The organism is Cryobacterium arcticum (assembly GCF_001679725.1).
In the GTDB taxonomy this organism is placed as follows: Bacteria; Actinomycetota; Actinomycetes; order Actinomycetales; family Microbacteriaceae; genus Cryobacterium; species Cryobacterium arcticum_A.
In genome coordinates this window covers 446,385-458,997 of record NZ_CP016282.1, presented here as the reverse complement: position 1 = coordinate 458,997, position 12,613 = coordinate 446,385, and the positions used below count along the sequence as shown (strand labels likewise).

The following is a 12,613-nucleotide window of genomic DNA, read 5'->3' as shown; positions in this document are numbered from 1 at the left end:
GGTACGGTCCCGGTGCCGGCAGCGGCCCGTCAGAGCGGCAGTTCCATGAACACATCCGCCCGGGCGTAGGGCATCGGGCCGATCCGGTCGGCCGGCACGTGGGTGAACCCCACCGACTCGTAAAGATGCACGGCGTTGGGCAGCTTGGTGCTGCTGCCGAGGAAGAGGGAGCGGGCGCCGAGCCCTGTGGCGGCGTCGATAGCGGCCAGGATCAGTTGACGGCCGGCTCCGTGGCCCCGCAGGGCCGGTCTGACCGCCATCTTGGACAGTTCGAACACGCCGTTTCCGGTGGGCACCAGGGCGACGCAACCCACCCTCTCGACGCCCAGCCGGGCGATCAGCACGGTGCCGCCGGGGCCGACGATGCGGGCGCCGGGGTTGTTCAGCTGGGCACGGTCGGCCTCCTCGAGGGTGAACAGCCGGCTGATCCACTCTTCGTTGAGTTCCCGGAACGCCTGCGCGTCCTCGGCCGAGCTTATCGGCTCGATGACGAGTGACAGCGGGTGGGTGGGTGTCATGATCTGCTCCTTCTTCTCCTCCATCTTCCGATGCAGGCATCCAGACGTCCAATATCAAATGTGGGCCGTTCCAGACTTCTGGCGTCTTGATAGGGTCGGGGCATGACGGCGAACCTGGAGCTGAGACACCTGCGCTACTTCGTGGCGGTGGCCGAGGAACTCCACTTCGGCAGGGCGGCGGAGCGCCTGCACATGGCGCAACCGCCGCTCTCCCAACAGGTGCGGCGGTTGGAGGAGCTGATCGGCACACCGCTGTTCGACCGCACCTCACGCCGCGTCGCCCTCACCGAGGCCGGAACGGCCTTCCTCGAGCGCAGCCGCCGGATCCTCGACCAGGTCAGCGCAGACGTCGACGAGGCCTCCCGCATCGGTCGGGGCCAGCAGGGGCGGCTCGATATCGGCTTCATCACCTCGGCCATCCCCCTGGGCATCACCGAACGCATCCACGCCTTCCGCTCGCTCTATCCCACCGTTCACGTGCAACTTCACGAGGGCTACACCTCGCTGATCCTGGACCGGCTGCTGGCCCGGGAGATCGACATGGGCGTTGTTCGCGATTCCGGGCCCGACGCGGCGCTCACCACGACCACCCTGGCGACCGAGCCGTTCGTCGCCGTGGTGCCGGTCGAGCATCCGGCGGCCGGTCACGCGGTGCTCGACGCCGGGCTGCTGCGCGACGACCCGTTCGTGTTCTACCCACGGGCCGCCGGCGAGCGGGCCTATCTGCGCAATCTCGAGCCGTGCCGGCAGGCCGGGTACGAGCCCCGGGTGGTGCAGGAGGCCTCGTCCTGGGTCACCATCCTGCACCTGATCGGGGCGGGCCTGGGTGTGAGCATCGCCCCGGCCAGTGCCACCCTCACCGTGCCGGCCGGGGTGCGCATCCTTCCGCTGGCCGGCACGCATCCGCGCAGCGAGGTGCAGCTGGTGCGGCGCGCCGACGACGCCCGCGCGGTCCTGACGAACTTCCTGCGGGTGCCAGGGTCGCTCACCCCCACCCTCACGCCGGGGGCGCTGCCGGCGTCAGACTGACGGGCCGTCCACCCCGGTGGGCAGTGCGGCCGGGTCGTCGAGCAGGCCCTCGAAGGCCAGTTCGGCGGCACCGATCATGAGCAGGTTGGAGCCCAGTTCGGCGGCACTGAGCCGCACGCTGCCGAACGCGGCCCCGAGCGACAGCGCGGCGACGGCCGAACGCAACCGTTCGGCATCCACCGCCAGCAACGCCGCGAGAAAACCGCCGAGCACCACCACCTGGGGGTTCAAGATGTTGATGGCCCCGGCCAGCGCCACCGCGAGATGGTCGATTTGGCGGTCCACCTCCGCGCGCACGGCCGGTGACGTGGAGGCCAGCAGCGCCTGCTCAAGCTCGTCGGCATCCGCCCCGGCCAAGGCGAGCACCTCGAGCAGTTCGCGCCGGGTCACCTCGGCCTCGAGGGTGCCGCGGATGCCCGCGGAGTCGACTCGGTCGCTGTCGCTGACCCGGGTGTGGCCGAACTCGCCCGCGTAGCCGGCGATCCCTCCGGCGGGCGCTCCGCCCACGATCATGCCGCCGCCGATGCCGCTGGCCCCGCCGTTGAGGTAGATGAGGTCGGTGATGCCCTTGCCGGCACCGAAGAAGCGCTCGGCCATGGCGCCGAGGCTGGCGTCGTTGGCGGCCAGGACCGGGTAGCCGGTGGCCGCCTCGAGCATCTCGGCCAGGGGTTCGTCGACCCAGCCGAGGTGCGGCGCGTGCCGCACCAGGCCGTCGTGCGCGCGCACGAGTCCGGGCACGGCCACGCCGATGCCCACGACGGTGAACTTGGCATCCAGTTCGCCGCGCATGCCGTCGATCACGGCGGCGGCGATGTTGACGGCCTCGAGCACGCTCGGGGACTGGTCGGTGGGGTAGCGCACCCGGCGGTGCACCTGGCCGTCCAGGCCCACGATGCCGATCGTCACGGCGTCGATCTCGGGGTTCACGGCGAGCGCCACGACCCGCTCGCTCACGCTCACGATGGGGCTGGGCCGGCCGACCTGGTTGGTCGCGCTCGGTTCGCTCTCGACGACGAGTCCGCGCTCGGCCAGTTCGGACACGAGGGCGGCGATGGTGGAACGGTTGAGCCCGGTCACCTTGGTGAGCTGCGACCGGGAGGCGGCGCCGCTGCGGTGCACGAGTCGCAGCACCACCGACAGGTTGTGTCGGCGCACATCGTCATGGCTGCTGCCCTGCACGGTTCCTCCGTCTGACTGGTGCCCAGTCGATGCCCCGCGGGCGACCGACTGGCTGCGGCAGGGGCTCCCCCGCGCGCCGGGCGTCCTTCGCCGTGGACCTCAGAATACCCGGCAGAACTCCCGGGGCGGCGTGATACGTTGCACCACGCCACAAATCGCCCGGAGTGCTTCTCGACACGGGCACAATTAAGCGTAGAAACCCGGGAGCGCAACCAGGCTCAGCCACGGTCGCTTCCGGCACATACGATCGACGACAAGGATGTCCATGGAATCCCCCAGCATGAGAATCGCCCTCACCGGCGGCAGCGGCAAACTCGGCAAGACCGTCCTCGCCCGGCTCCGGGCCGAGGGCCACCAGGTGATCAACTTCGACCTGGCCGGCAGTCGCGCACCGGGCTTTGTGCGCATCGACCTCACCGATTATGGTCAGGTGGCGGATGCGTTCACGGGCGTCAACGACCAGATCGACGGCTTCGACGCCGTCGTGCACCTCGGTGCGATCCCCGCGCCGGGCATGGCGCCCGATGTCGCTACCTTCCACAACAACATGCTCTCCAGCTACAACGTGTTCCAGGCTGCCCGCCGTGCGGGCATCCGTCGCATCGTCTACGCATCGAGCGAGACCGTGCTCGGTCTGCCGTTCGACACCGACCCGCCCTATATCCCGGTCGACGAGGAGTACCCGGCCCGGCCGGAGAGCACCTACTCGTTGGTGAAGCACCTCGAGGAGCAGATGGCTATCGAGCTGGTGCGCTGGGACCCGACGCTGTCGATCACGGCGCTGCGCTTCTCCAATGTGATGGACCCGGAAGACTACGACGGTTTCGAGGCGTTCCAGGCCGATGCGACGCTGCGCAAGTGGAACCTCTGGGGGTACATCGACGCCCGTGACGGCGCCCAGGCGGTGCTCAAGGCCCTGCAGACCGCTCCGCCGGGCTTCGAGCGCTTCATCATCGCCGCCGCCGACACCGTGATGCGCCGGCCAAGCGCCGAGCTCGCCGCCGAGGTGTTCCCGGCGGTGCAGCTCACCCGCGAGGTCACCGGAACCGAGACGCTCCTCGGCATCGACAAGGCCCGCCGTCTCCTGGGCTTCTCCCCCGCCCACTCCTGGCAAGACCCCCGCTGACCTCCCGCGAACCGTGAGAAAAGCCCCAAAATCCGGAGATTTTTGGGGCTTAACTCACAGTTCGCGAAGGGTTAGGCGGGGAGGGTGTGGGTGGCGACCAGGGCGGCGTACCAGTGCGCGCTGTCCTTGGGGGTGCGCACCAGGGTGTCGTAGTCCACGTGGATGATGCCGAACCGCTTGGAGTAGCCGTAGCCCCACTCGAAGTTGTCCATCAGCGACCACACCTGGTAGCCGCGCAGGTCCACGCCGCGGGCCATCGCCCGGTGCGCGGCGGTGAAGTGCCGGCGCAGGTAGTCGGTGCGCTCCACGTCGTGCACGCGGGGGCCGTCCTCGGTCTGTACAACCTCGTCCGCGAACGCGGCACCGTTCTCGGTGACCATCAGCGGCTGGTTCGGGAACTCCTCGTGCAGGGCCACGAGCAGTTCCTCGAGGCCGGCCGGTTCGATGTTCCAACCCATCTCGGTGTACGGGCCGGGCTGGGCGAGGAACTCGACCTGGTCGGCGCCGGGCCACGGTGATGCGCCGACGTCCTTGTGACCGTCGGAGTTCTCGCGGGGCGAGACGCCGTCCCACATCCGCACCAGGGTGGTGGAGTAGTAGTTGACCCCGAGCACGTCCAGCGGCTGGTGGATGATCTCCGTGTCGCCGGGCAGGATGAACGCCCAGTCGGTGATGCCCTTAGTGTCTTCGAAGACATCCGCCGGGTATGCGCCGGTCAGCAGCGGGCCGAGGAACACCCGGTTGGCCAGCGCGTCGATCTGCCGCACGGCCTCCGGCCCGGTCTCGCCCTCGCCACGGATGACGTGCAGGTTGAGCGTGATCGAGAAGTCGGGGTCGTTGGTGACCAGGGGCTTCAGCGCCTGGATGGCCAGGCCGTGGGCCAGGTTGAGGTGGTGGACCGCGGTGAGGGCCTCGGCGCCGTCGGTACGGCCGGGCGCGTGCGCGCCGGAGCCATAGCCCAGGTAGGCGGAGCACCACGGCTCGTTCAGGGTGGTCCAGGTGTCGACCCGGTCACCGAACTCGCGCCCGAGGATCGCCGCGTAGTCGGCGAACGCGTAGGCCGTGGCCCGGTTGGTCCAACCGCCCTCGTCCTCCAGCGCCTGGGGCAGGTCCCAGTGGTACATGGTGACGATCGGGCGGATGCCGCGGGCGATCAGACCGTCGATCAGGCGCCCGTAGAAGTCGAGTCCGGCCTGGTTGGCCGGGCCACGACCGGTGGGCTGGATGCGCGACCAGGCGATCGAGAAGCGGTACGCGGCCAGGCCCAGCGACGTCATCAGGTCGAGGTCGGCCTCGAGCCGGTGGTAGTGGTCGGCGGCGACATCGCCCGTGTCACCGTTCCAGACCTTGCCCGGGGTGTGGCTGAAGGTGTCCCAGATGGAAGGCCCGCGACCGTCTTCGTCGAAGGCGCCCTCGATCTGGTAGCTGGCGGTGGCGGAACCGAAGAGGAACGACTCGGGGAACACGAGGCCGGAGTCGCGGTAGTCGGGGTTGCCCGCGGACGCGGTGGGGGCGGTGGTGCTGGTCATCGGAGAAGTGCCTTTCGGTCGGTAGCGACCACGGTAGTGCCACCGGCCAGGCGGGCGCGGAACGGCACCGCCGAATCGCCGGTAACGACAGTCTGGTCGAGTTCGGTGCTGATGTGGACGGTGCGGTGGCTGCCGTCCAGCGGGTTGTCGATGATGACGACCCGGTCCGCTCCGTCGCCGCCCGGATAGACGGTGATGAGGGGCTCGTCGGTGTAGTCGTAGTCGGGCCGGTCGTCGCGGGATCCGGTGACGAGCACAGCGCCTTCGCGCACCCACAGCGGGATGCTGTCGAACGCATGGGTCTCCCGGCGCCAGACCGGGCCCTCCACGACCTCGTCGGTCAGGTAGTTGGTCCAGGTGCCGGCGGGCAGGTAGTACTGCACGTCGCCGGACTCGCTGAACACCGGTGCCACCAGCAGGTCGCCGCCCAGCAGGTACTGCTTGTCGAGGTAGTCCACGGCGGGGTCGCCGGGGAACTCGAGTTGCATGGGCCGCATGAACGGGGTGCCGGTGGCGTGCGCCTCCAGGCCCACCCGGTAGAGGTAGGGCATCAGGGCGAGCTTGAGCTTGGTGAAGAACCGGGTCACGTCCACGGCGCTCTGGCCGGGTTCCTCGGTGCCGTCGTCGAAGAGCCACGGCACCCGGTAACTGGTGGAGCCGTGCAGCCGGGAGTGGCTGGAGAGCAGACCGAAGGCCAGCCAGCGCTTGAACACGGCGGCATCCGGCATCCCCTCGAAGCCGCCGATGTCGTGGCTCCAGTAGCCGAAGCCGCTGAAGGCCAGCGAGAGCCCGCCCCGCAGGGTCTCGGCCATCGACTCGAACGACGAGGAGTTGTCTCCGCCCCAGTGCACGGGCTGCATCTGCCCGCCCACGGTGGCCGACCGGGCGAAGAGCACGGCGTCGCCCTCGCCGCGGTGCTCCTGGAGCACCTCGAAGACGGCCTTGTTGTAGAGCTGGGTGTACCAGTTGTGCATCACGTCGGGCGAGGAGCCGTCGTGCCAGACCACATCCGTGGGGATGCGTTCGCCGAAGTCGGTCTTGATGGCGTCGACCCCCTGAGCGAAGAGGCCGCGCAGCTTGTCCTGGAACCAGCGGGTGGCCGCCGGGTTGGTGAAGTCGACCAGGGCCATGCCGGCCTGCCAGAGGTCCCACTGCCAGACGTCGCCGTTGGCCTTCTTCACCAGGTAGCCGGCCTCCTTCGCCTCGGCGAAGATGCCGGCGCGCTGGCCGATGTACGGGTTGATCCAGGCGCTCACGTGCAGGTTCTTCTCGTGCAGCCGGGCGAGCATGCCCTCGGGGTCGGGGAATACCCGCGGGTCCCACTCGAAGTCGGTCCAGTTGAATTCGCGCATCCAGAAGCAGTCGAAATGGAAGACGGACAGCGGCAGGTCGCGCTCGGCCATGCCGTCGATGAAGCTGTTCACCGTGGCCTCGTCGTACTGGGTAGTGAACGAGGTCGACAGCCACAGGCCGTACGACCAGGCTGGCACCTTGGCGGGGCGGCCGGTGAGCCGGGTGTAGCGCTCGAGCACGTCCTTGGGGGTGGGCCCGTAGATCACCAGGTATTCGATCGCCGGCCCGGCGACGGAGAACTGCACCCGCTCCACGGCCTCGGTGCCCACCTCGAAGGAGACGTGTTCGGGGTGGTTGACGAGCACGCCGTAGCCGCGGTTGGTGAGGTAGAACGGCACGTTCTTGTAGGACTGCTCGCTGGACGTGCCGCCGTCGGCGTTCCAGATGTCGACGGTCTGGCCGTTCTTGGTCAGCGGGCCGAAGCGCTCGCCGAGCCCGTAGACGAGTTCGCCCACCCCGAGCGAGAGCTGCGCGTGTGTGTAGGCGGATGCCGGTGCCAGGCCCGTGGTCGTGACCCCGGCCACCCCGGCCGGTTCGGCGGCGATCGGCGCGTGCGGGGCGAGGTCCATGTGCCCGATCGACTTGTGCCCGCTCGAGGTGAGGGTGTGTCCGTCGGCCTCGAAGGAGAGGTTCCACGGGCTGCCCTGTTCGATCCGGGCGGTGAGCGGGCCGGCCGTGAGGGTGCCGCCGGTCTCGTCGATCACGATCGTGCCGGCATCCGGCTCGGCACCGACCAGGTCGAAGCCCGGGTTGGCCGTGCCGCCGGTGTGCTGTTCGACCCGCACCCGGATGATGCCCTCCAGCGGCGAGGACAGCGTGACCGTGAGCAGGGCCCGGTTGAGCACGTCGCCGCGGCGTTCGATCGTCTTGGTCGGCGCCGACACCCGCAGGGCGGAGCCGACCTGCTCGATGTCGTACGCCTCCTGCGCGTAGAGCGCGGTGACGCCGGGGCGGGTGTGCCAAAAACCGTCGGTGAATTTCATGACTACTTGACTGCTCCTGCGGTGATGCCTCTGGTGAGGGTGCGTTGGAAGATGAGGAAGAAGATCAGGGTGGGCAGCAGGCCCAGCAGGGCCGACGCGCTCGTGGTCGTGACGTCCATGAGCCGGTCACCCTGCAGCACCGCGATGGAGACTGGCACGGTCTGGCTGGCGTTGCTGACCAGGAAGGTCAGCGGGATGAGGAACTCGTTCCAGGTCCAGATGAAGAAGAAGATCACCAGAACACTCAGCGTGGGCTTGGTGATCGGGTAGACCACCCGGTAGAGGATCGTCCAGCGGCTCGCGCCGTCGAGCGACGCGGCCTCGAGGATCTCCTTGGGGAAGGTGCCCAGCACGCTGGCCAGCAGGTAGGTGCCGAAGGCGCTCTGGATCACCACGAAGATGATGATGACGGCCCACTGGTTGTCGTACAGGCCCACCGACTTGAACATGAAGTAGAGCGGGTAGAGCAGCACTTCCTGCGGCAGCATGTTGGCGAGCAGGATCAACAGCACGATCCAGGTGCGGCCGCGCACCCGCCCGATGCCCAGCGCGAACGCGTTGAGCAGGGAGATCACCACGGCGAGGATGGCCACGATGCTGGAGATGAAGAAGCTGTTCCAGAGCTTCTCCGGAAAGTTCACCCGCTCCCAGAAGTTGACCATGCCGTCGAAGTACAGATTGGTGGGCAAGGTGAGGGGGCCCGCGGCGTTGTAGTCGGCCGGCGACTTGAACGAGTTGATCAGGATCAGGAAGAACGGCACGGCGATGAGCAGGCCGATCAGGATGGCGACGAGCAGGATCATCCAGTCGCCGAAGGTCTTGCGGGTGGTGCTGCTGCGGTTCTTCCGCTTGGCCGGGGGTCGGGTGCCCTGTGTGCCGGGGGCGCCGGCGGGACCGGTGGGCTCCTCGAGAATGGTGGTCTGCGACATTAGCGTTCCTCTTCTTTACGCTCGAGTCGGGTCTGGGCGAGGAGGAAGACGACCGAGACGGCGGCGATGACGATGGTGAGGGCGGTCGCGATGGTCGCGCCGTAGCCCACCTGCTGGGACTGGAAGAACTCGCTGTACGCGTAGTACGCGGGCACGATGGTGGAGGTTCCGGGCCCGCCGCCGGTGAGGGTGTAGATCGGGCCGAAGACCTTGAGTGCCGCGATCGTGCAGGTGAGGGTGACCACGAAGATCTCGGGGCGGATGATGCTGACCGTGATGGCACGGAACCGTTGGATCCAGTTGGCGCCGTCGAGTTCCGCCGCCTCGTAGAGCTCGGGGTCGACCCGCTGCAGGGCGGCCATGAAGATGACGATCGGGTAGCCCAACTGCACCCAGATCATGATGACCATGATGCTCGGCAGCGCGGTGTCGGGACTGCCGAGCCAGTTGTGGGTGAGACCTCCCAGGCCCACTCCCTCGAGCACCTGGTTGAGGGCGCCGTTCTGCGGGCGCAGGATCCAGCCGATCACAATCGCGGCGACGACGCCGGGCAGGATCTGCGGAAGGTAGTAGGTGGCGCGCAGGAAGCTGGCGATCTTGCCGCCGAACTTCTTGCCGATCAGGTCGAAGAGCATGGCGGCAAGCACCAGGCCGAGCAGGGTGGGCACGACGACCATGGCGACGATCATCGCGATCGAGTTGCCGAACGAGGTCCAGAAGGTGGTGTCGCCGGCGAGCTTGGCCCAGTTCTTCAGGCCCACCCATTCCGGCGGCTTGATGCCGCGGTAGTCGGTGAAGGTGAGGTACACGTTCCACACCAGCGGGATCACGATGATCAGCGTGAGCAGCGCCAGTCCCGGAATGAGATAGATCCAGAATTTCTGGGGGTTGCTTCCCGGGATGAGGCTCTGCCGGACAGGACGGTTGCCTGTCGACGGAGCATCGCCGGGTGCATCGTCGGGTGCATGGAGCACGGATGCTGTCGTCATGCGCTTTCCTTCTCTTCTGTCTCTTCTTCTGTCAGTGGCGGCCGGGGACCGTGAGGCCCCCGGCCGGGTACTGCGAGGTGGTACCCGGGGGTGGGTACCGGTCGAGCCGGGCTCGGTGGAGGGTTAGCCGACGATGTCGTCGACGCCGGACTGGTACTGGCCGCCGAGCTGTTCGTTGACGTCGGCCGGCGACTTGGTGCCGTTGATGAGCTCCTGCAGGCCGGCGTTGAGCTGGTCGTAGAAGGTGGCGGTGGGCCAGTCGGGGTAGAACGCGATGCCGTCCTTCTCGGTCAGCGCGTTGAAGTTGCCGATCAGTTCCTGGCTCTTCGGGTCGGTGATGTCGGCGGTGTTCGCCGCGACGGGGATGCCGCCGTTGTTGCCGATGAGGGCCTGGATCTCCGGGCGCATCGTGATGTCGATGAACTGGGTGGCGAGGTCCTTGTTCTTGGCCTTCTCCGGGATGACCCACATGTTGCCGGCGGAGCCGGGCGACATGTCGGCCTCGGGGAAGAGGAACGTGCCCCAGTCGAAGCCGGTGGCCTCGGTGGTGAACCGGTTGTGCCACCACGAACCCGAGAAGAAGATCGGGTAGGTGCCGTTGATGAACGCGGTGCCGGCATCCTCTGCCTTGAAGCCGCTGGCGTCGGTGGAGATGTAGCCGGCGTCGGTCCAGTCCTTGATGGTCTCGGTCGCGTAGCTCAGCTCGGGGCCGCTCCAGTCGACGTCGCCGGTGTAGAGCTGGTAGTCGTCGACGAAGCTGCGGTCGGCCTTGGTCAGCGCGAGCTGGTACCAGAGCTGGCCGAGCGGGTACTCCGCGGCCGACTCGGCCAGCGGGGTGATGCCCTGGTCGGTGAACGCCTTCATGACGCTCTCGAGTTCGGCCACCGTGGTGGGCACCTCGAGGCCGGCGGCCGCGAACATGTCCTTGTTGTAGTACATCTCCACGAACTCGCCGTAGTTCGGTACCCCGTAGAACGCGCCGGAGCCCATGATGCCGTCTTCGTCATACCGGGCGGTGGTCTGCAGCGACGGGGCGAGCGCGTCGTCCCAGCCGTATTCGGCGTAGGCGTCGTCGAGGTCGGTCAGCAGACCCTGGCTCGCGAGCAGGCCGGCGGTGGCGTTGCCCTTGTTGTACTCGAGGATGTCGGGTGCCTGGTCGGAGTTGAGCACCTGGCTGGCCGTTGAGCGGATCTGTTCGAAGCTCTTCTCCTCGAACTCGACCGTGGCGCCGGTTTCTTCCTCGAAGACCTTGATGGCTTCGTCCCAGGCGATGCCCATGGCGCTGGTGTCGCTCTCGAAGTGCCAGAGCTTGAGGGTGTTGCCGTCGCCTTCGCTGGATCCGCTGGCCGAGCAGCCGGAGAGGAGGAGGGCGCTGACGCCCAGCACGGCAATGCCGGCGAGGCTTCTCTTGGTTTTCTTCACTGTTCTACTTCCTTGTAGTGATGCGCTGGTGATGATGCACGGGTGATTGGGCTGTGCTGCGGTGGAACGTCGGGGCGGGATGCTTTCGAAACGTTTCGATAGTTGGCCCGCGAAAAAGCTTCCTTTCCGGGTCCTAGTGGCGGCGGTGGGCGGTCGTCGAGCCGAGCTCGACGTACGTCGGTTCGATGAACTCGACGTGCGGCTCGACGTTCCCGCTCAGCTGGGCCATCGTGAGCTCGATTGCGCGAGTACAGGACTGGTCAGCGGGCAGGGGGATCACGTCGAGGGGCGGATTGAGATGGTCGGTGGAGAAGCTGGAGCAGGCCGAGACGACCGACAGATCGTTCGGCACGCTGATGCCGCGCTGGGCGAGTAGGTCGAGCACCATGGACTGCACGGGTTCGTTACAGTGCAGCACCAGGCCGGTCATGCCGGGAAGTGACGCGGTGAGGCCGTCGAGCGCGGCGCGTACCCCGGCCGAGTCCTCGGCAGCGGGGGTGAAGGCCGTGGTGATGCCCAGGCGGGCGGCCTCGGCCAGGAAGGCGTCGCGGAAGCGCGGCGGGAAGTTCGATCCGCGCTCGTAGATCAGCGGGGCCTGGCCGATCAGGCCGATCTCGCGGTGGCCGAGGTCGACCAGCCGGCGCACGGCCATCACGGCGGCCTGTTCGAAGTCGAGGTCGACGCAGGTGAGGCCGTCGGTGTCGTTGGGGATGCCGATGACCGTGGCCGGCAGGCCGAGCTCGCGCACCAGGTCGGTGCGGGGATCGGCTGTGGAGACGTCCAGCAGCACGATGCCGTCCACCAGGGAGCTGCGCACGACACGGCGCAGGCCGCTGGTGGCTTCGTCCTGAGTGAGCAACAGCACGTCGTAGTCGTACTTGCGGGCAGCCGTGACCACCGAGAGCACGAAGGTCATGTGCGCCGGAGCGTGGGTGCCGGCGTGCAGCGGGGCGCTCAACGCGAGGATGTTGGTGCGTGCGCCCTTGAGCATCCGTGCGCCGGCGTTGGCCCGGTAGTCGAGCTCGAGAACGGCCTCGTCGATGCGCTGCTTCGTGGAGGCCGCGATGGAGCGCTTGCCGCTCAGGGCGTAGGAGACCGTGCTGATGGACACCCCGGCGACGCGGGCAACGTCGTGAATGTTGGCCATCGGGACTCCATCGTCGTATCGGTTCAAGCGCGGTGGGATGCGGTGGTGCACCCATTCAGCGGCCGTTCGGCTAAACGTTTCGACTGCTGCGCTAGGAGCCTACGACACGCATCCACGGTTCCGCAAGCAATTTGTGGTGATTGTCTACAAATGCCCGATCAGGGGCGCGCCGGGGCTCCGGTGAGTATCGTCGACGCTTCGGGAGCCGATCTGCACACCGCGACCCGAACGCCGGTCGAGCCTGTCGAGACCCCGCGAGCCGACCTGCGGACGTCAGCCGCGTCCCCGCGCACCTCACCCGGCCTCGACAAGCTCGACCACCGAGACGGGAACGACACACACGCATCCGCCGGAACACGACCTACGAGACGCGACCCCAACGCCGGTCGAGGCTGTCGAGACCCCGCGA

The 12,613-nt window shown here is 67.8% G+C and carries 10 protein-coding genes; 2 read left to right on the top strand and 8 right to left on the bottom strand.

Translation table 11 applies throughout. The features are described from left to right. Positions 1-29: 29 nt before the first annotated feature. Positions 30-518 (bottom strand): GNAT family N-acetyltransferase, encoded by a 489-nt coding sequence (locus PA27867_RS02100; RefSeq protein WP_066598834.1) that lies wholly within the window; start codon positions 516-518, stop codon positions 30-32. Between the two features lie 102 nt (positions 519-620). On the opposite strand from PA27867_RS02100, the gene PA27867_RS02095 reads away from it, so the two are divergent. Then, positions 621-1,547, top strand: a complete 927-nt coding sequence (locus PA27867_RS02095; RefSeq protein WP_084020560.1) for a LysR substrate-binding domain-containing protein — start codon at positions 621-623, stop codon at positions 1,545-1,547. Here the strand turns inward: PA27867_RS02095 and PA27867_RS02090 are convergent. Further along, on the bottom strand, positions 1,539-2,726 hold the full coding sequence (locus PA27867_RS02090; protein ID WP_066592538.1) for an ROK family transcriptional regulator: 1,188 nt from the start codon (positions 2,724-2,726) through the stop codon (positions 1,539-1,541). The two genes, PA27867_RS02095 and PA27867_RS02090, sit on opposite strands and share 9 nt — an antisense overlap. 280 nt (positions 2,727-3,006) lie before the next feature. Between PA27867_RS02090 and PA27867_RS02085 the strand changes: the two genes are divergently transcribed. Next, entirely contained in the window at positions 3,007-3,852 is an 846-nt protein-coding gene (locus tag PA27867_RS02085) for an NAD-dependent epimerase/dehydratase family protein (protein WP_066598829.1), read from the top strand. A 71-nt stretch (positions 3,853-3,923) separates the two neighbouring features. On the opposite strand, the gene PA27867_RS02080 is transcribed toward PA27867_RS02085, so the two are convergent. The 6 genes from PA27867_RS02080 to PA27867_RS02055 all read right to left on the bottom strand — a co-directional run bounded on the left by PA27867_RS02080 (position 3,924) and on the right by PA27867_RS02055 (position 12,204). Next, positions 3,924-5,381 carry a GH1 family beta-glucosidase gene (locus PA27867_RS02080; protein ID WP_066592535.1) on the bottom strand — a complete coding sequence of 486 codons (1,458 nt, stop codon included), beginning with the start codon at positions 5,379-5,381 and terminating at the stop codon, positions 3,924-3,926. Beyond that, positions 5,378-7,717, bottom strand: coding sequence for an alpha-xylosidase (gene yicI, locus PA27867_RS02075; protein ID WP_066592533.1), 2,340 nt, complete (start codon positions 7,715-7,717; stop codon positions 5,378-5,380). The genes PA27867_RS02080 and yicI overlap by 4 nt, the downstream gene beginning before the upstream one ends. Positions 7,718-7,719: 2 nt before the next feature. Next, positions 7,720-8,646 (bottom strand): carbohydrate ABC transporter permease, encoded by a 927-nt coding sequence (locus PA27867_RS02070; protein WP_084020559.1) that lies wholly within the window; start codon positions 8,644-8,646, stop codon positions 7,720-7,722. Next, positions 8,646-9,635 (bottom strand): carbohydrate ABC transporter permease, encoded by a 990-nt coding sequence (locus PA27867_RS02065; protein ID WP_084020558.1) that lies wholly within the window; start codon positions 9,633-9,635, stop codon positions 8,646-8,648. The genes PA27867_RS02070 and PA27867_RS02065 overlap by 1 nt, the downstream gene beginning before the upstream one ends. 123 nt (positions 9,636-9,758) lie before the next feature. Next, positions 9,759-11,057, bottom strand: coding sequence for an ABC transporter substrate-binding protein (locus PA27867_RS02060; protein WP_066592530.1), 1,299 nt, complete (start codon positions 11,055-11,057; stop codon positions 9,759-9,761). A gap of 133 nt (positions 11,058-11,190) precedes the next feature. Further along, complete coding sequence (locus PA27867_RS02055) at positions 11,191-12,204, bottom strand: LacI family DNA-binding transcriptional regulator (protein ID WP_066592524.1); 1,014 nt, start codon at positions 12,202-12,204, stop codon at positions 11,191-11,193. Positions 12,205-12,613: the final 409 nt, after the last annotated feature.